Here is a 19029-nt window from a genome sequence, read left to right on the forward strand (position 1 = left end):
TTTCTCAGGGGGTCAGGCGGCGTCGTCGCGCGCGTGCCGGGCAGCCGCGACGACCGTACGGGCCTGGTGCTCGACCTGGTTCTCCAACGGCACCCAGCGCGCCCGGAACCGCTCGGCGAAGGCGTCGCTCCAGGAGGCGACCAGGTCCGCCAGCAGGGGAACCTCGGAGTCGTCGGCCTCCTGGAGGACGCGCAGCAGCATCGACGCGGCCCGCAGCGGAAGCCGCCGGCCGAACGCGTCGACGCTGCCCACGTACGCCATCGTCGTGTCCGGCGGGGGAGCCTGCGACCAGTCCCCGGCGAGGCCCGGCACCAGCTCCAGGGCCCACTTCGCGGCGCGCAGCAGCGCGCCGTCGGGGCCCGGCAGCCGGGGCGCGGCCCGTCCGAGCACCGCCTCCACCTGCAGCGCGTCCGTCAGCAGCCGGCGGCCCAGCCGCCGCAGCGCCGCGGCGGGATCGGGGTGCGGCGCCGGATCGTCCACCAGGTCGCTCGCCCACATCGGCACCTCCACGACCGCCGTCAGACCGCCGTAGCGGTGGGCGTGGTACCAGGTGCTGTGCCGCGCGTCGTCCGGCATGCTCGGGTACGCGGTGTCCGAGCCGGGCGCCGGCATCACATGCACCCCGGGCCCGGAGGCGGGCCAGCCCGCCGCGTCCGACGCGGCCGTCTCGACGGGGATGTGCAGCTCCGCGGCCGACTTGGCGAACGGCTCGGCGAGGCCCGGGATGTCCTTGGTCAACTGCACCCAGCTGCCGCCCAGATCGGTCCCGTGCAGGGTCACCTGGAGGTAGGGCCGCAGTTCGTCGATGACCCGGGTGAGCGCACGGGTCTCCGGCGGCAGCCGGTCGGGCGGCAGCACGGAGGGCGACCACTCCGGCTGCTCGGGACCCGCGGGACGGAAGAAGCCCAGGTGGTACTCGAGCAGCGTGCGCGGCGCGGGCGTCACATGCAGGCTGGCCCCGTCCGGGTCCGCGCAGAGCAGGAAGTGCCACGAGGTGTCACGCCGTAACTCCCGCTGCAGAAACGTGCGTTCGGCCAGGTGCAGCAGCGTCGATCCACCCGTCGGCTCGTTCGCGTGGGCGCCCGCGACGACCAGGACCGCGCGCCGCGCGTGGCCGACCGACAGCAGGTGGAGGGGTCTTCCCCCACGAGAGACGCCCACCTGCCTGAGGACGCACAGGTCCGGTCGGTGGGCCGCCAACGCCCGTGCGGACGTGACGATTTCGGGCACACTGGGGTAACGCAACTCCGGCAGGTGACTCACCCCCGACTTGTCCCGCCCTGCGTCGCTTTTGGCAGTACTCCACGCTCTTGGAGAACTGTCAAGGATTTGACGGGGCGGCGCCAGAGGGCACCAGGTGACACTTCTCCCCGCGCCGGCACCCACCGGCCGCGTGGACCGGCCCGTCCCGCACGCGCGCGCCGTCCCGAACCGGCGCGGAACGGCCCACCGGCCTGCGAAGACGGGGCGGCGGCCCGCGAGGAAGGGCGGGGGAGCCGCGCACGCGACCGGTCCCACGGCGCCTCCTCCCACGGAGCCGGCAGGACGATTCACCCGTACGGGCGTACGTGGACTGCGGTCCCCGGCGCGCGATGGTCCGCTGGGAGCAGTGCGCGCGGGTCCGGCGCGCAGATCCGAGATGGAGGCCCGCGTGCTCTGTCCACACGGCCTTCCCGGCGAAGGCGCCCCGGCCGCCCTGCGAGCCGCCCCGCCGCTGCCGACCGGCCCGCCGCCGGCCCGCCCGCTTCCGTCGCCGGCGCCCGCCGCGCACCTGTCCGACGTGCCGCCGGGTGCCCCGCCCGCCGTCCCGACGGAGCCGCCGCGTCCGGCGCGAGGGTGCCCGTACACGCCCCCGCCGGTCGGGGCCGCGCCCGTGACCGCGCCGAGCCTGCTCGACCCGGGCACCGGGCGCGACCCGTACCCGCTCTACCGCACCCTGCGGGGCCGTTTCCCGCTGTTGTACGACGAGCCGTTCGGCGCCTGGCTGATCAGCCGGTACGCCGATGTGCGTGCCGCCCTCGCCGACCCCCGGCTCGCCGCTCCGGAGCCGGGACCCGCCCTGGCCCACCTGGACACCGGCGCGCGCGACGCCCACCGGGCCCTCGTGTCCCCGGCGTTCCAGGACGGCGCGCCCGCAGCCCTGGCCGCCGGCGTCGAACGCACCGCGTACGTCCTGGCCCGTCGCCTGGCGGCCCGCCAGGAGGCCGACCTCGTCGCCGAGTTCTGCCAGTGGCTGCCCACCGCCACGGTCGTCTCCGCCCTCGGGCTGCCGTTCGAGGCCACCGCGCGCGTGCACGCCCTGTGCCGGGCGGGCCTCGACCACCTCGGGGGACACCACCCCGCGCTGGCGGCACTGCTGGGCCCCCACATCGCCCGCCGCCGCGCCCGCCCCGGCGACGATCTGCTGTCCCTGCTGTGCACGGCCCGTACCGACGGGCGGCCGCTCACCGACGAGGCCGTGACGGGCGTGGCCGGGATCCTGCTGGGCGCGGGCGGCGGCACCACCGCACGGGCCCTCGCCATGTTCCTCGCCAACCTCCTCGACCACCCACGCCAGTTGGACGCGATCCGGGACCGCCCCGAGCTGACGGACGGCGCCTGGGCCGAGTCGCTGCGCCGCGATCCGCCCCTGCAGGTGGTGCCGCGCCGCGCCCTGGAGGGGATCGGCCCGATCCCCGCAGGCGCCACCGTCGCCTGTCTGCTCGGCGCCGCGGGGCGCGACCCGGAACGTTTCGCGGACCCCGATCGCTACGACGTCTTCCGCGCCGACCCGGGCGCCCTCGCGTACGGCTCCGGACGGCACTTCTGCCCGGGCACCTCCCTAGCCCGGCTGACCGCGGTGCACGGGCTGCGGGCCCTGCTCGACGTCCTGCCGCACCTCCGCCGGGTCCCGGGGGACCGGCCCCCGGCGGAGGGGCTGGTCAGCCGCTCGCCCCGGACCCTGCCGGTCCGGCTGCGCTGACCCGCTCCAGCAGCACCGCGGGTGACGGCCCCAAGAGGTCCGCCACGCGTGCGTGCCCGGTGAACACCCGCTCCGGGACACCCGGGGAGAGCACGTCGGCCCACCGCCCCTCCGGGAGCGCGAGCCGGGTGTCGCCCCAGCCGCCCGCCTCCGCGAGCCGCAGCGACAGCCGGGTGACGGCCGTGATCACCTCTCCGGACCGCACGAACGCCAGGCAGTGCCCGGCCGCGGAACCCTCGGCGGACAGCGGCGCGTACGTCGCCACGTCACTGAAGACGTCGGGCCGCCGCGCCCGCAGCCGCAGCGCGGCCACCGTGAGCGCCACCTTCTCCTCGGAGGTGTCCCGGGGTGCGAACGCCCCCCGGTTGTCCGGGTCGACCAGCGCCCGGTACTCGCCCTCCGTGCCCTGGTACACGTCCGGCACTCCGGGCATCGTCAGATGGACCAGAGCGGCCCCGAGGACGTTCGCCCGGACATGCGGCGCCAGCGAGGCGCGGAAGTCGGCCACGCGCCGCCCGGGAGGCCCGCACGGCCCCTCCGCCACGAACGCCGCCACCGCGTCCTCGTAGGCAGGGTCCCGCTCGGTCCAGGCGGTGTGCGTGCCGGCCTCCCGGATGTGCTTCACCATCGCGTCCTGGACCCGTGCCTCGTAGACCGCGGCGGAGCCGGCCGCGTCGCCGGTGACCGCCTCCTGCGCGGGCCCGAGGCCGAACACCGTCTGCCACGCGGCCCACGCCACCTGCGGGTCCGGCATCCCGGCACCCTCACGGGACACCTCCTCCAGGACGTCGGACCAGCGGTCCGGGCACTGGGAGAGCACCGAGACGGCGGCGCGCACGTCGGCGCTGCGCTTCGTGTCGTGGGTCGACAGGACGGTCCCGCAGACCGGCCAGTCGCGCTGGAGACGCGCGCAGTAGGCGTGAAAGTCCTCCGGGGACACCGCGGGCCTGCCCGGATCACCGCCCACCTCGTTCGCGGACAGCAGGGGCACATAGCGGTAGAACGCCGTGTCCTCCACGGACTTGGCCCGCAGCGCCGACGACGTCTGCGCGAACCGGGCCCGGAACTCGGCCCGCTCCGGCCCGTCCCCGCCCCGGCCGAGCACCAGATCCCGTACGACGTCCACGGCGTGTGCCTCCTCCGGCACCGTGAACGCGGCCCTGGCCTCGTCGGCGGCCTGCTCGGTCACCACCAGGGAGGCGTCCGTGGACGGGTAGGGCCGGTACACCTCCAAACGGACCAGGAGCTCGCGCAGCGCGGCGCCGAGCGCCCAGGGGGCGTGGTCGCGCAGGGCGGGGTCGGGTGAGGCGGCGCACAGCCGGCTCGCCACGCGGGTCAGGCGGTCGACCTCCGTGGCCAGTTCGTGCGTGACCACCTTGTACGCGGCCCGCCGCACCGTCGTCTCCCAGTGGCCGCCCCGGTCGGCCCGCGGTGCCGCGAACCGTCGGTACCGGCCGAGCAACTGGCTCGCGCCCGCCGGATCGGCGAAGAGGCCGTCGACCTGGTGCAGCGCGTCGTACCCGGTGGTGCCCGCCACGGGCCACGCGGCCGGCAGGGGCTCGCCGTCCGCGAGGATCTTCTCCACCACCGTCCACCGCCCACCGGTCGCCTCGTGCAGCCGGCGCAGATACGCGTCCGGGTCCGCGAGACCGTCCGGGTGGTCGATGCGCAGCCCCTCGACAACCCCCTCGTCGAGCAGTTCCAGGATCTTCCCGTGCGTCGCCGTGAACACCTCGGGGTCCTCGACCCGCACCCCGATCAGCTCCGAGATGCTGAAGAAGCGGCGGTAGTTCAGCTCGGTGCGGGCCAGCCGCCACCACGCCGGGCGGTACCACTGGGCGTCCAGGAGCTGCGGCATCGGCAGCTTCTCGGTGCCCGCGCGCAGCGGGAACACGTGGTCGTAGTAGCGCAGTATGTCGCCGTCGACCTTCAGGTGGCCGATCTCTGCGCCGAGCCGGTCCCCGAGCACCGGCAGCAGGAGCCGGCCGCCCTGGGCCTCCCAGTCGATGTCGAACCACCGCGCGTACGGCGACTCGGGGCCCTCGCGCAGCACCTCCCACAGGGCACGGTTGTGGCGCGGGGCCATCGCCATGTGGTTCGGCACGATGTCGACGACGAGTCCGAGGCCGTGCTCCCGCGCGGTGCGGGCCAGCGAGCGCAGCCCCTCCTCACCGCCGAGTTCGGCGCGCACGCGCGCGTGGTCCACGACGTCGTAGCCGTGCGTCGAGCCCGGCACCGCCTCCAGGACGGGTGACAGGTGCAGGTGCGAGACGCCGAGCGAGGCCAGGTACGGCACGGCCGCCTCCGCCCTGGCGAAGGGGAACTCCGGCTGGAGCTGGAGCCGGTACGTGGAGGTGGGTACGACGGGGGACACCGGGCCGGGGACCACCGAGTCCGCCAACGCCGGTTCGGGACGCTCAGGTGTCATGGGGACTTACGTACCCGCCCCGCCGCCTTTCGTGTCACCCGGACGCGCATATGGCACGCGGCGTCGGCGGGGACGGCGCGTACGGGCCACGCCTGCGTGCTTGCGACGCCCGCACACGAACGCGTGCGACTCCGGGAAGGAGGCGCACGCGTTCGTGTGCCGGTGGCCCGGGCTTCCTCAGGCGGGCCGCTGAAGCACCGTCATGCTCCGGTCGACGAGGGTCAGCCGGTCCCCGGCGTCGACCTTCGCGCCCGCGCCCGCGGCGATGCCCCCGGGGAGGGAGGTGTCGACGACGACCTGCCACTGGCGGCCGTGGTCGGCCGGCACGACGAAGTCCAGGGACTTCGGCGAGGCGTTGAACAGCATCAGGAAGGAGTCGTCGGCGATGCGTTCCCCGCGCGGGCCCGGCTCGGAGATCGCGTTGCCGTTGAGGAAGACCGACAGAGCCCGGGCCGTCGCGGAACCCCAGTCGTGCTCGGTCATCTCCTGCCCCTCGGGGGTGAACCACGCGATGTCGGACAGCTCGTCGTGGGTCCCCTGGACGGGCCGTCCGTGGAAGAAGCGCCGCCGCCGGAAGACCGGGTGGTCGCGGCGCAGCCACACCATCGCGCGCGTGAAGTCGAGGAGTTCGCAGTCCTCCTCGGGCCACGGCACCCAGGCCAGCTCGCTGTCCTGGCAGTACGCGTTGTTGTTGCCGCCCTGGGAGCGGGCGAACTCGTCGCCGTGGCTGAGCATCGGCACGCCCTGGGAGAGCATCAGCGTGGCGATGAAGTTGCGCCGCTGCCGGCCGCGCAGCGCCAGAACACTCTCGTCGTCCGTCGCGCCCTCGGCGCCACAGTTCCAAGAACGGTTGTGGCTCTCGCCGTCGCGGTTCTCCTCCCCGTTGGCGTCGTTGTGCTTGTCGTTGTACGAGACGAGGTCGTTCAGGGTGAAGCCGTCGTGGCAGGTGACGAAGTTGATGGAGGCGAGGGGCCGCCGCCCGTCGTCCTGGTAGAGGTCGGAGGAGCCGGTCAGCCGCCCGGCGAACTCGGCGAGCGTGCGCGGCTCACCGCGCCACATGTCCCGCACGGTGTCGCGGTACTTGCCGTTCCACTCGGTCCACAGAGGCGGGAAGTTGCCCACCTGGTAGCCGCCCTCGCCGACGTCCCAGGGTTCGGCGATCAGCTTCACCTGGGAGACCACCGGGTCCTGCTGGACGAGGTCGAAGAACGACGACAGCCGGTCCACCTCGTGGAACTGGCGGGCCAGGGTGGCCGCGAGGTCGAAGCGGAAGCCGTCCACGTGCATCTCGGTGACCCAGTAGCGCAGCGAGTCCATGATGAGCTGGAGCACGTGCGGGGAGCGCATGAGCAGCGAGTTGCCGGTGCCCGTGGTGTCCATGTAGTAGCGGGGGTCGTCGGCCAGCCGGTAGTACGAGGCGTTGTCGAGGCCCCGGAAGGACAGCGTGGGGCCCAGGTGGTTGCCCTCGGCCGTGTGGTTGTAGACCACGTCGAGGATGACCTCGATGTTCGCCTCGTGCAGGGCCCGGACGGCCGACTTGAACTCCAGGACCTGCTGGCCGCGGTCGCCCCAGGACGCGTAGGCGTTGTGCGGGGCGAAGAAGCCGATGGTGTTGTAGCCCCAGTAGTTGTTGAGGCCCATGTCGACCAGACGGTGGTCGTTCACGAACTGGTGTACGGGCATCAGCTCCAGTGCCGTGACGCCCAGTTCCGTCAGGTGTTCGATGATCGCCGGGTGGGCGAGGGCCGCGTACGTGCCGCGCAGTTCGTCGGGAAGCGCCGGATGACGCATCGTGAGGCCCTTGACGTGTGCCTCGTAGAGCACCGTGTGGTGGTACTCCGTCCGGGGGCGCCGGTCGTCGCCCCAGTCGAAGTACGGATTCACCACGACGGACGACATCGTGTGGGGGGCGGAGTCCAGGTCGTTGCGCTTGTCGGGCGACCCGAACGGATAGCTGTACACCTCCTCGCCCCACTTGATGGCGCCGGAGATCGCCTTCGCGTACGGATCGAGCAGCAGCTTCGCGGAATTGGCGCGCTGGCCGCTCTCGGGCGCGTACCGCCCGTGCACCCGGAAGCCGTACCGCTGCCCGGGCATGACGCCGGGCAGATAGGCGTGCCGGACGAACGCGTCCGTCTCCCGCAGCTCCACGGCCGTCTCCGAGCCGTCGTCGTCCAGCAGACACAGCTCAATACGGTCGGCGGCCTCCGAGAAGACCGCGAAATTGGTACCGGCACCGTCGTACGTGGCACCGAGTGGATATGCCTCACCAGGCCAGACCTGCATGGATATGACTCTTCCAGTAGTGCCGTGCCCCTGGGGGCGAGTCCGAGTCGAGTCTCCCCGAAAGTGATGGAACCTCCAATGACTTACATCCCTCTTACCCCGCGACCAGGCATACCTCGTATGCCGAACCAGTGGGGCTTCGAACGACTCCTGGAAACGCAGGGGGAGTAGGGGGAAATGTGCGCAGGACAGTGCACCGCCATCTGGGCAAGGTGGTGGCGGGCGCGGCCATCGCGGTGGCCGGTACGGCCGTGATGATCGGCATCACTCTTCCGGGCTCGGCGGGGGCCGACGACACCGGTGGGGCCAAGGGAGGCGGGGGAACCGCCGGGCAGGCCGCGGAGCAGGGACAGGCACCCGACGGCGCGGTACGGCCCGGTGTCGTCGAGCAGGCGCCGGCCCAGGGGGAGAAGGGCACCGGACGTGACCCGCTGACCGACGACGAGATGAAGCGGGTCGAGCGCATCGCGGTGAGCCGGCAGCTCTTCGACTCCAGCGAGAACGTCGAGGGGGCGCGCGGACCGCAGCGCCTCGGCATCGACCTCACCGAACCGGAGACGTCCGAACTGGACGACCCGAACGCGCCGCGGCGCGCCGACGTCACGTTCTACGACTACAAGGACGACACGCTCGTCACCCGGACGGTCAACCTCGACACCGGAAAGGTCGAGCACACGGGCGTCCAGCACGACGTGCAGCCGCCGATCAGCCGCGCCGAGATGACCGAGGCCGCCGATCTGCTGATCGCCGACCCGCTCGGCGCGGGCCTGAAGGCCGACTACAAGGACGCGACCGGCAAGGGCCTGACCTCGTCCGGCCAGCTCATCCTGAACAGCATGGTCTACCGCGCCACGTCCGGCGCGCAGCCCGCGGTCCTGGACGCCTGCGGCGTGCACCGGTGCGTGCGGCTCTTCCCGAAGGTCAAGAACGGGCCCTGGATCGACAGCCGTGACCTGGTGATCGACCTGAGCACCCGCAAGGTCGGCAAGCTCGGCTGAGCGCCGGCTGCCCGCTCCTCCTTCCTTCCCACCTTCACGCTTTCCGCAAGGAGTCACTTCCTCATGCGCGTCAACAGAAACAGCCGTGCCCGCAGCCGGGCAGCGGCGGGCCTCTCGGTGCTCGCCCTGGCCGCCGGTGCCACGACGGCGGCGGGACCGGCCGTCGCCCAGCCCAAGGCCGCCCCGGCACCGGCCCCCGACTGCAGCGCCGCCTACCGGATCGAGCAGAAGCTCGCCACCGGCACCACCTGGCGGATGTGCTGGCACTACGAGAGCGAGGCCGGGCTCGTGCTGGAGGACATCTCCTACCAGCCCCCCGGCGAGGCAGCCCCGATCAAGGTCCTCAGCACCGCCAAGCTCGCCCAGATCGACGTCCCCTACGACGACGGCTCGGTCGAGTACAGCGACCTGACGGGCGCCGGCTTCGGCCAGGGCCTGATGGGCATGGCCCCCACCGAGTGCCCCGGCGGCACCATCAAGACGGTCAAGGTCCCCGAGGCCTGGGACCCGCAGCACGCGAACGTCAAGGGCCTGTGCACCACGACCCGTTCACGCGGTCACGCCTACCGGATGCAGGCCGACACCGGGAACAAGGTCTTCCAGCAGCAGGGCAAGGACCTGCTCGTCTACACCGTCAACAAGGTCGGCTGGTACGAGTACATCACCGAGTGGCGCTTCCAGGACGACGGCACCGTCAACATGAACGTCGGCGCCACCGGCAGTCTCTCGCCCGGTGACTACGACGCGGGCGACGGCCGCGGCTGGCCGCTCGGCAAGGGCGCCAAGGACTACGCCACCAGCCACAGCCACAACGTCTTCTGGCGGCTGAACTTCGGCCTCGACGGCTCCTCCAAGGCCAAGGTCGAGCAGTACGACTCCACGGTCAGTCCGCCCGCGCGCGGAGGCGAGGCGCCCAGCAAGAAGACCACCCTCACGAAGGTCACCAAGGAACTCGCGGGCGACGTAAAGAACTCGCGCTGGTGGCGCGTCGTCAGCAACTCCGGCAAGAACAAGGACAACCACGCCCGTTCCTACGAGCTGATCCCGGGCGCGACGACCAAGTACCTCGGCCGCACCTTCACCCAGCACGACGTCTACTTCACCGAGTACAACAAGTGCGAGCAGTTCGCCAGCGACAACCTGCGCAACTGCGGTGCCGGGCACGGCAAGTCCGTCGACAAGTGGGTCGGCGGCCAGACCCTCACGCACCCCGTGGTCTGGGTCAACGTGGGCTTCCACCACATCGCCCGCGACGAGGACCAGCAGCCCATGCCGGTCCACTGGCAGGGCTTCTCCATCGCCCCGCGGGACGTCACCGCTATGAATCCGCTCACTCCGCCGGAGCTGGCGAACCAGAACGGGCAAGTGGAACCGCGGTAGTTGGGAAACAGCCTGTCCATCGGGCTGCACCGCCGACCGCTCCCGGAGTACCCTTCCTTGATCGTTGATTGGGGCCTGGCCCCTGGGGATTGCTCGGGGGAGCGGAAGGCGGTGCGCGGGTGGGCTCGGGAGGGCTGGAGCTGCCTCCTGGTGACGCGGGTCACGAGGGGAACTCCACAGATGTCCCACCCGGCGCGGTGTCCCTGGCACGGCCGATGGAGATGGGATCCATTGGACCGGAACTGGACTGGGGTGCCGACGCCTGGCGCGAGGTGCGCACCCGCGCGCAGCGGGCCGGCCGCGCCTACATCTGGCTGAACCTGGTCGAACAGCGGCTGCGCGCGGTCGTGGCCGCTGTCCTGCGCCCCATCTACGAACCCGTCCACGGCGACGACTGGGTGGTCGCCGCCGCGGGTCCCGCCGGACAGGAGTGGGTGCAGCGCGCGGTCGCCGTACGCGAAGTCAGCCGCCGCAAGGGGTACTTGCTCGACCCGGCCGACGACAACGTGCTGAGCTTCCTCACCCTGCCGCAGCTGCGCGAGCTGATGGTGCAGCACTGGCCCTGCTTCGAGCCGTACTTCGACGAGCGCCGTGACGTCGAACTCGCCCTGGACGAACTGGAAGTGACCCGCAACGTCGTCTCGCGCAACCGCGCCCTGTCCGAGGCGGTCCTCGGCCAGGCGGAGCGGGCCGCGGGGAAGCTCCTGGAGATCCTCGGCGCCGGCAGCGACGTGCCCTCGGCGCGCCGGCTGCCCGTCGACGCCGTCGAGGAACTCGTCGGCGACCGGTACGCGGATGTCGTCGGGGTCCATTCCGACCGCGTGCGGTTGCTGCGCCAGTTCCCCGCCGAGGACCTCTTCGGGGGCGCCCGCAGGCTCGACGCGATCGGCATCGGCCTGAACCTGCTGGTGCAGAACTTCTCCGGACGCAGGCTCGTCCGCCTCGCCGAGTCCGGCTGCCGGGTCCGCCTGCTGTTCCTGAACCCCGCTTCCAGCGCGGTGAAGCGGCGGGAGCGTGAACTCGGCATCAAGCGGGGCGAGTTGAGCCGCGCCGTCGAGATGAACATCCTGCACATGCGGCGGGTGCGGTCCAAGCTGCGTGACCCGGACGCCTTCGAGATCCAGGTCTTCGACGAGACCCCCCGCTTCACGGCCTACCTCGTGGACGGGGACGGCTCGGACGGCATCGCGGTCGTGCAGTCGTACCTGCGCCGTACGCGCGGCATGGAGGCGCCGGTGCTCGTGCTCCGGGGCGGCAGCCGCACGGTCAAACCGGACGACAAGGATGAAGAGGGTCTCTTCCCGACCTATCGCGAGGAGTTCGAGACGGCTTGGGCCGATTCACGGCCCGTGTCCTGAAAGGGCCCACCTGGCGCACCCGTCCCGTCCGCACCCGTCGGTCGTCGAGCGGAACGCGGTCCCCGGATTGTCAGTGGCCCATGCGATCGTGGAGACCACTGGGGGAAAGCACCACGAAGAAGGGGGGCCACCCATGAGCTGGCACCGGGAGCTGCTGATCGGCTTCGACCTGGAGACGACCGGGACCGATCCGCGCGAGGCGCGCATCGTCTCGGGTGCCGTGATCGAGGTCAGGGGCGGCGAGCCGAGAGGGCGCCGCGAGTGGCTGGCCGATCCGGGCGTGGAGATTCCGGCCGACGCGGTGGCCGTGCACGGGATCACGAACGAGCGGGCGGCCGCCGAGGGCCGCCCCGCCGACGAGGTCGCCGAAGCGCTCGCCGACGTCCTCACCGGCTACTGGAAGACGGGCGTCCCCGTCGTCGCGTACAACGCCGCCTTCGACCTCACGCTGCTCGCCGCCGAACTGCGGCGCCACGGACTGCCATCGCTGCGCGACCGGCTCGGCGGCAGCGACCCGGCGCCGGTCATCGACCCGTACACGATCGACCGCTCCGTCGACCGCTACCGCCGGGGCAAGCGCAACCTCGAAGCCGTCTGCACCGAGTACGGCGTGGCCCTGGACACCGCGCACGACGCCTCGGCCGACGCACTCGCCGCCGCCCGGCTCGCCTGCGCGATAGCCGACCGCCACCCCAAGGTGGCGTCCCTCGGCCCCGCCGAACTGCACCGCAGCCAGATCGACTGGTACGCGGCGTGGGCGGCGGACTTCCAGAGCTTCCTGCGCCGCAAGGGCGAGGCCGACGCCGTGGTGGACGGGACCTGGCCCCTGCGCGACCTGGCCGACGAGCACGTCTGAGCCGGCCCGCCCGCCCGTCCCGAGCCCTGCCCCGTACCGCCCGTCATGGGCTCAGGCGGCGGGTCAGAAGGGGTACCAGCGGACGGTCTCGTCGCCGTCCCGCAGTGAGGCGACCCGGCGTTCGAACTCGGCCCGCGCCTTGGGATTGGCCGGCGCGTGCTGGGCGACCCAGGCGCAGCTGGCGGTCTCCCGGGCGCCCCGCAGCACCGGGCAGCCCTCCCACTCCCGGACGTCCCAGCCGTAGGTCTCGGTGAACGCGTCGTACGCCTCGGCCGGAAGTCCGTAGCGGTCGCGGGAGAGGGCCATGACCACCAGGTCGTGCTCGCGCAGATCCGCGGAGAAGGTCTCCAGGTCGACCAGCACCGGTCCGTCCGGGCCGACGTGGACGTTGCGCGGCAGCGCGTCGCCGTGGATCGGGCCCGGCGGCAGATGCGGGGTGAGCGCGGCGGCGGCCGAGGCGAACCCGTCCCGCCGCTCCCGCAGATACGCGGCGTCCGCGGGGTCGATCGCGTCGCCCGCCAGCCGCAGCCAGCGCTCCACACCGCCGAGGAGTTGCCGGGGCGGCAGGGCGAAGCCGGGGGAGGGCAGCGCGTGCACGATCCGCAGCAGTTCGGCCAGATCGCGGGGCTCGGCGGGGCGTACGGCGTCGGGCAGCCGGTGCCACACCGTCACCGGGTGCCCGTCGACCAGCAGCGGCGCCGGCTCGGCGGCCCTTACCGCGGGAACGTCCGACGCGGCCAGCCAGCCGGCGATGTCCAGTTCCCGCCGTGCCCGGTCGAGGAGTTCCGCGTCCCGGCCCACCTTCACGACCAGGCCGCCGGCGGCGAACACCGCGTTCTCGCCGAGGGCGAGGAGCGTCGCGTCCCGCGCCGGCCCGGGCAGTACGTTCGCCGCGGCCAGTACGTCCCGCGCCCGTGCCTCGTCCATCGCTCGCCTCCGTGTCCTCGCGCGCGGCCCGCGCGCTCCCGCTCGTCACGGCGTCGGGTTCACGCCATCCGTCCGTCAGTGTCGCATTGCCACAGGTCGGACCAGGTGCACGGTGTCTTGACGACCCACAGCGCCTTCACGACCATGACGGGGGCCGCCGGGACGGCCGGACCCCCATGAGCCGCCCGAAGGAGCTGAGTCACTTGACCTTGACGGCCAGGGCGGAGCGGTCGGCGCGCGGAGCGCCCCGCGCCGCGGACCGGGACGGCGGGCGCGCCGATCACGGCGCCTGGTTCCTGGTGCTGCCCGCGCTGATCCCCATCCTGGTGCTCAGCGTCGGACCGCTGCTGTACGGGATCGGGCTGGCGTTCACCGACTCCCAGTCCGGACGGACGGCGCCCACGCGGTGGGTGGGCGGTCTGAACTTCCAGGACCTTTGGCACGACACCCTGTTCTGGGAGTCCTTCCGGATCGGCCTGGTGTGGGCGGTCGGAGTGACCGTCCCGCAGTTCCTCCTCGCGCTCGGGCTGGCCCTGCTGCTCAGCCAGGAACTCCGGCTGCGCTGGCTGGCCCGCGCCCTCGCGATCATCCCCTGGGCCATGCCCGAGGTCGTCGTCGGCATCATGTGGCGGCTCGTCTACAACCCGGACGCGGGCATCCTCAACGAGACCCTGCGCGACCTCGGTCTCGGTGACGGCCGCGACTGGCTGAGCGGACTCGGTACCGCGCTGCCCGCGGTCGTCGTCGTCGGTGTCTGGGCGGGCATGCCGCAGACGACGGTCGCCCTGCTCGCCGGACTGCAGAACACCCCGCGTGAACTGCACGAGGCCGCCGCGATGGACGGCGCGGGCGCCTGGCGCCGCTTCCTGACGGTCACCTGGCCCGCGCTGAGGCCGGTCGCCCTAGCGATCACCGCGCTCAACTTCATCTGGAACTTCAACTCGTTCGCGCTGGTCTACGTGCTGACCAACGGCGGTCCGGGCGGGCGGACGCGGCTGCCGATGCTCTTCGCCTACGAAGAGGCCTTCCGTTACGGGCAGTTCGGCTACGCGGCGGCGATGGGATGCGTGATGGTCGCGGTGATCTCGGTGATCCTCGCCGTGCGGCTCGTGGCCACGCTCCGGGGAGGCGACGACATATGAGGACCCGCAAAGGAGCCCGGGCCGGGCAGTACGCGGCCCTGCTCTGCTATCTCGTCTTTCTCGCCTTCCCCTTCCTCTGGCTGATCTCCACCGCCTTCAAGCCGGCCCGGGAGCTGGCGAGTCTGCACCCCACGTGGATCCCCCGCGACCCGACGCTCGCCAACTTCCGGCAGGCCTTCGACGAGCAGCCGCTGCTGCGCGCGGCACTCAACTCCCTCACCGCCGCCCTCGGCGCGTCGCTGATCGCCGTGGTGATCGCGACGCCGATGGCCTACGTCATCGCGCGGCACCGCACCGCGCTCGCGAAGGCGGCCACCGGGTGGGTCGTGGTCAGCCAGGCCTTCCCCTTCGTCCTGGTGATCATCCCGCTGTTCCTCGTGCTCAAGAACCTGCGGCTGATCGACTCGATGACCGGGCTGATCATGGTGTACGTGGTGTGGGCGCTGCCGTTCGCGCTGTGGATGCTCGTCGGCTACGTACGGGCGGTACCCGTCGAGCTGGAGGAGGCCGCCGCGGTCGACGGCGCGGGCAGAGTGCGCACGCTGGTGTCCGTCACCGCCCCGCTGCTGGCGCCGGGCATCGTGGCGACAGCGCTGTTCGCGTTCATCAGCGCCTGGAACGAGTTCTTCTTCGCGCTGGTCCTTCTCAAGACCCCGGAGAAACAGACCCTCCCGGTCATCCTCACGCACTTCATCGGCGCGGAGGGTGTGGCGGACCTCGGACCGCTGGCCGCGGCGGCGTTCCTCGCGACACTGCCGTCCCTGGTGGTGTTCGCGCTCATCCAGAAGCGGATCACGGGCGGCATGCTCGCCGGGGCGGTGAAGAGCTGATGCGCACACGGCTTCTGACGGTCCTCGCCGTTCTCGGCATGCTCCTCACCGCCTGTACGGACGGCGACGGCGGGGCGCACGGCGTGATCACGCTGCGCTTCCAGTCCCTGGCCTGGCAGCAGGACTCCGTCACCGCCAACAAGCAGCTGGTGAAGGAGTGGAACGCGAGCCATCCCGGTATCAAGGTCGAGTACGTTCAGGGCAGTTGGGACAGCGTCCACGACCAGCTGCTGACCTCCTTCGAGGGCGGCGAGGCCCCGGACATCATCCACGACGCCTCGGACGACCTCGCGGACTTCGCGTACGGCGGCTATCTCGCCGATCTGCGCGGGCTGCTGCCGTCCCGGCTGAAGTCGGACATCCCGCGGCGGAGTTGGAAGGCGGCCACCTTCGGCGACGGGGTCTACGGCGTGCCCTTCCTCCAGGAGCCGCGCGTCCTGGTCGCCAACTCCCGCCTGCTGAAGGCGTCCGGCGTGCGCGTTCCCACCCCGGACAGGCCCTGGAGCTGGGACGAGTTCCGCTCGGTGGCGAGGAGGCTCAGCGGGAAGGGCACGTACGGCGTCGCGTGGCCGCTGAAGGAACCGGTCTCGGCGACGCTCAACCTCTCCCTCTCGGCGGGCGGCCGGCTGTTCCACCGGGGTGCGGACGGCAAGGTGACCGTGCGGTTCGGGGACGCCGACGCGGTGGTGCCGCGGACCGTGCGCGACACGGTGGCGACGGACCACAGCGCGTCGGGAACCACGCTGGGCATGGGCGGGTCCGACACGCTGCCCGGCTTCTTCGGCGGCAAGTACGCGATGGTCCCGCTCGGCTTCTCCTACCGTCAGCAGATCGCGCAGCAGGCCCCCAAGGGCTTCGACTGGCAGGTGCTGCCCGCGCCGGCCGGAGCGGACGGACTCACCCAGGGCGTGAGCCCGCAGACCCTCTCCATCGCCGAGGACAGCCCGCACAAGAAGGAGGCCGCAGCGTTCCTCGACTTCCTGTTGCGGCCGAGGAACATGGTGCGGCTCGCCCTCGGCGACTGGATGCTGCCCACCGGCACACAGGCGCTGCGCGATCCGGCCCTGCACACCGCCAAGAACGACTGGGCCACCGGCACCGCGCTCGCGGACCGGCTGAGCCCCGCGCCCGCCCAGTCCGTGCGCGGCTATCCGGAGTGGAAGGACAAGGTGGCGACCCCCGCGTTCCAGGAGTACTACAGCGGCGCGATCGGGCTCCGTGAGCTGCGCGAGCGTCTGGAGAGGGACGGGAACCTGGTGCTGGCCCGCTATCAGCGCTGAGGCAGGCCGGCCTTAATGAGTGGACGAGACGTATCGTCTCGCTTATGGTCGACCCATGACCAGTCGACGTGCCCATATCGCCATGTTCTCGATCGCCGCGCACGGCCATGTGAACCCGAGCATCGAGGTGATCAGGGAACTCGTCGCCCGCGGCCACCGGGTCACGTACGCGATCCCGCCCGCCTTCGCCGCCAAGGTGGCCGAGACCGGCGCCGAACCGAAGCTCTGGAACTCGACCCTGCCCACCGACGACGACCCGGACGCGTGGGGGACCGAACTGATCGACAACATCGAGCCGTTCCTCGCGGACGCCCTCCAGGCCGAGCCGCAGCTCGCCGCGGCGTACGCGGGGGACGAGCCGGATCTCGTGCTGTACGACATCACGGCCTATCCGGCCCGCGTGCTCGCCCACCGCTGGGGCGTCCCCCTCGTGCAGCTGTCGCCGAGCATGGTGGCCTGGGAGGGCTACGACGAGGAGGTCGGCAAGCCCCTGTTCGAGCCGCTCAAGCAGACCCCGCGCGGCAAGGCCTTCTACGAGACCTTCGCCGGCTGGATCGCCGGGAACGGCATGGACCTGAGCGTCGAGGACTTCATGGGCCGCCCCGACCGCTGCCTCGTGCTCATCCCGCGGGCCCTGCAGCCCCACGCCGACCGGGTAGACGAGGAGCGCTACACCTTCGTCGGCGCCTGCCAGGGCGACCGCGCCGCGCAGGGGGAGTGGCGGCGGCCCGCCGGTGCCGGGCGGGTGCTGCTCGTCTCCCTGGGCTCCAGCTTCACCAAGCAGCCCGCGTTCTACCGCGCGTGCGCGGAGGCGTTCGCGGACCTGCGGGACTGGCATGTCGTCCTGCAGATCGGCAAGTTCGTCGACCCCGCGGAGCTGGGCGAGCTGCCCCGCAACGTGGAGGTGCACTCCTGGGTGCCGCAGCTGTCCGTCCTGCGGCAGGCCGACGCGTTCGTCACCCACGCGGGCGCGGGCGGCAGCCAGGAGGGCCTCGCCACCGCCACGCCGATGGTCGCCGTACCGCAGGCGGCCGACCAGTTCGGAAACGCCGACATGCTCCAGGCGCTCGGCGTCGCCCGCCACCTGCCGACGGCCGAGGCGTCGGCCGCGGCACTGCGCGAGGCGGTCCTCGCGGTGGCCGACGATCCCGAGGTGGCGCGGCGGCTCGAGGAGATCCGGGAACGGATGGCACGGGAGGGCGGCACGCGCAGGGCGGCGGATCTCATCGAGGCGCGATTGCGCGGCTGAGCCGGCACGAGGGCAAGGCGCCGCGGCGGCACGGAAAGACCCCCGGAATGTCACCGTCCAGAGATCTTTCGGTGCCGCCGCGTCATGGTTGCGCGCGAACAGTGAAGTCCTGGCGCGCATCGGATAACGGTCGGGCAATTGTGTAACGCTCAGGTAACGCGGGGCTCGCCGGGCATATCCATCGACCCGGCAATCAAAGAGACGGTTACCCCTTCCAAAAGGTTGCACGGAGGGGATCTTGCGACTTTGGTAAGAGGATTCTTAGCGTGAGGTTAATTCCAGTCGAACACCAGGAAGTTGACCCATGCGATCCACACGCCGAGACATACCGCACCTCGCCGAGGTACGCCGCATCACGGAGAAGAAGCGCGACGCCTGGTGGACGGTGCTGCTCGTCGATCCGGTCGCCACGCCTCTGGTGCGGCAGCTCGCGCTGCGGACGAGGGTCACGCCGAACCAGATCACCTGGGGCGCCTTCCTCCTCGGACTGGCCTCGGCGGCCTGCTTCGCGCTCGGTGACTGGCGCTGGCTCGTCGCGGGCGCGGTCATCTACCACGTGAGCTTCATCTTCGACTGCATGGACGGCAAGCTCGCCCGGCTGACCGGTCAGGGCTCGGTGTTCGGCGCCTGGCTGGACTTCGTCTTCGACCGCATCCGGGTGGCCGTGTGCGCGGTGGCGCTGATGGGCGGCCAGTACGAGCGCACGGGGGAGACGCTGTACATCTGGCTGGCGCTCGCCGTCGTCGGCCTCGACACTCTGCGCTACATCAACTCCCTGGAGATCTTCAAGATCCGTCACTCGATGCGGAAGCAGATCAAGTCGAGGATGCGGGAGGCGCGCCGCGCGGAGAACCAGGCCGAACTGAGCTTCATGGAGGACCTGCTGCGCGACAACCCCGAGGCCGACATCGAGCAGGACATGACGAGGGCCGAGGAAGCCGCCGCGACGCGGAACGCGGAGGAGAACGCGACGGAGGTGCCGGTGGGCGTGACGCCCGTCACCCCGGCCCGTGTCATCGACCTCCAGCAGGAGTTCCGCCGGCGATTCCCGACGTATCTGCGGCTGCGGTCGTTCCTGCTGCGGCACCGGATTCGCGCCCACCTGGTGAGCGGCATCGAATTCCAGATGGGTGTCTTCATGATCGGCCCGCTGCTCGACTCCGTCATGGGGGCGACCATCGTCTCCGGCGTGCTGCTCCTCGTCTTCGAACTCGCCATCATCTACAAACTCCTGCTGTCCACCCGGGACTTCACGCGCACGATCGACTCCTTCGAGCGCGACTCGGTGGCCAAGGCCGCCTGAGCCCTCCTCGCCCTCGCGGCGGGACGGCGA

The 19029-nt window shown here is 71.8% G+C and carries 14 protein-coding genes; 10 read left to right on the top strand and 4 right to left on the bottom strand.

What is annotated here, in order from left to right:
- Positions 1 to 12: 12 nt before the first annotated feature.
- Complete coding sequence (locus tag ACIRQH_RS32110; protein WP_404228181.1) at positions 13 to 1263, bottom strand: M14 family zinc carboxypeptidase; 1251 nt, start codon at positions 1261 to 1263, stop codon at positions 13 to 15.
- A gap of 610 nt (positions 1264 to 1873) precedes the next feature.
- On the opposite strand from ACIRQH_RS32110, the gene ACIRQH_RS32115 reads away from it, so the two are divergent.
- Positions 1874 to 2962, top strand: coding sequence for a cytochrome P450 (locus tag ACIRQH_RS32115; protein WP_388871571.1), 1089 nt, complete (start codon positions 1874 to 1876; stop codon positions 2960 to 2962).
- Here ACIRQH_RS32115 and treY read toward each other — a convergent pair.
- Both treY and glgX read right to left on the bottom strand, forming a co-directional pair.
- Positions 2922 to 5390 (bottom strand): malto-oligosyltrehalose synthase, encoded by a 2469-nt coding sequence (gene treY, locus ACIRQH_RS32120; RefSeq protein ID WP_404228184.1) that lies wholly within the window; start codon positions 5388 to 5390, stop codon positions 2922 to 2924. The two genes, ACIRQH_RS32115 and treY, sit on opposite strands and share 41 nt — an antisense overlap.
- A 177-nt stretch (positions 5391 to 5567) precedes the next feature.
- Positions 5568 to 7676: a glycogen debranching protein GlgX gene (gene glgX, locus ACIRQH_RS32125; RefSeq protein WP_404228187.1), complete on the bottom strand. Its 2109-nt coding sequence runs from the start codon at positions 7674 to 7676 to the stop codon at positions 5568 to 5570.
- A gap of 179 nt (positions 7677 to 7855) precedes the next feature.
- Between glgX and ACIRQH_RS32130 the strand changes: the two genes are divergently transcribed.
- The 4 genes from ACIRQH_RS32130 to ACIRQH_RS32145 all read left to right on the top strand — a co-directional run bounded on the left by ACIRQH_RS32130 (position 7856) and on the right by ACIRQH_RS32145 (position 12268).
- Positions 7856 to 8674, top strand: a complete 819-nt coding sequence (locus tag ACIRQH_RS32130; RefSeq protein ID WP_388871564.1) for a Tat pathway signal sequence domain protein — start codon at positions 7856 to 7858, stop codon at positions 8672 to 8674.
- Between the two features lie 63 nt (positions 8675 to 8737).
- Positions 8738 to 10054, top strand: coding sequence for a copper amine oxidase (locus ACIRQH_RS32135; RefSeq protein WP_358818263.1), 1317 nt, complete (start codon positions 8738 to 8740; stop codon positions 10052 to 10054).
- A 119-nt stretch (positions 10055 to 10173) separates the two neighbouring features.
- A complete protein-coding gene (locus ACIRQH_RS32140; protein WP_358818262.1) occupies positions 10174 to 11412 on the top strand; it encodes an SAV2148 family HEPN domain-containing protein in 1239 nt (412 codons plus the stop codon).
- A gap of 133 nt (positions 11413 to 11545) precedes the next feature.
- Complete coding sequence (locus ACIRQH_RS32145; RefSeq protein WP_358818261.1) at positions 11546 to 12268, top strand: 3'-5' exonuclease; 723 nt, start codon at positions 11546 to 11548, stop codon at positions 12266 to 12268.
- 63 nt (positions 12269 to 12331) lie between these two features.
- Here ACIRQH_RS32145 and ACIRQH_RS32150 read toward each other — a convergent pair whose 3' ends face one another.
- On the bottom strand, positions 12332 to 13195 hold the full coding sequence (locus tag ACIRQH_RS32150) for a phosphotransferase enzyme family protein (protein WP_404228191.1): 864 nt from the start codon (positions 13193 to 13195) through the stop codon (positions 12332 to 12334).
- Positions 13196 to 13371: 176 nt separating this feature from the next.
- Between ACIRQH_RS32150 and ACIRQH_RS32155 the strand changes: the two genes are divergently transcribed.
- From ACIRQH_RS32155 to ACIRQH_RS32175, 5 genes are all read left to right on the top strand, one after another.
- Positions 13372 to 14337, top strand: a complete 966-nt coding sequence (locus tag ACIRQH_RS32155) for a carbohydrate ABC transporter permease (RefSeq protein WP_388933365.1) — start codon at positions 13372 to 13374, stop codon at positions 14335 to 14337.
- The gene (locus tag ACIRQH_RS32160) at positions 14334 to 15167 is read left to right on the top strand and encodes a carbohydrate ABC transporter permease (RefSeq protein WP_404228194.1); all 834 of its coding nucleotides are present in this window, start codon (positions 14334 to 14336) and stop codon (positions 15165 to 15167) included. Before ACIRQH_RS32155 ends, ACIRQH_RS32160 begins: the two co-directional genes overlap by 4 nt.
- Positions 15167 to 16447, top strand: coding sequence for an ABC transporter substrate-binding protein (locus tag ACIRQH_RS32165; RefSeq protein WP_388871554.1), 1281 nt, complete (start codon positions 15167 to 15169; stop codon positions 16445 to 16447). The genes ACIRQH_RS32160 and ACIRQH_RS32165 overlap by 1 nt, the downstream gene beginning before the upstream one ends.
- A gap of 55 nt (positions 16448 to 16502) precedes the next feature.
- Entirely contained in the window at positions 16503 to 17696 is a 1194-nt protein-coding gene (gene mgt / locus ACIRQH_RS32170) for a macrolide-inactivating glycosyltransferase (RefSeq protein ID WP_404228197.1), read from the top strand.
- A gap of 304 nt (positions 17697 to 18000) precedes the next feature.
- Positions 18001 to 18999 (top strand): CDP-alcohol phosphatidyltransferase family protein, encoded by a 999-nt coding sequence (locus tag ACIRQH_RS32175; RefSeq protein WP_358818255.1) that lies wholly within the window; start codon positions 18001 to 18003, stop codon positions 18997 to 18999.
- The last annotated feature ends 30 nt before the right edge of the window (positions 19000 to 19029 follow it).

It is taken from the genome of Streptomyces sp. NPDC102279, assembly GCF_044766365.1.
Lineage (GTDB): Bacteria > Actinomycetota > Actinomycetes > Streptomycetales > Streptomycetaceae > Streptomyces.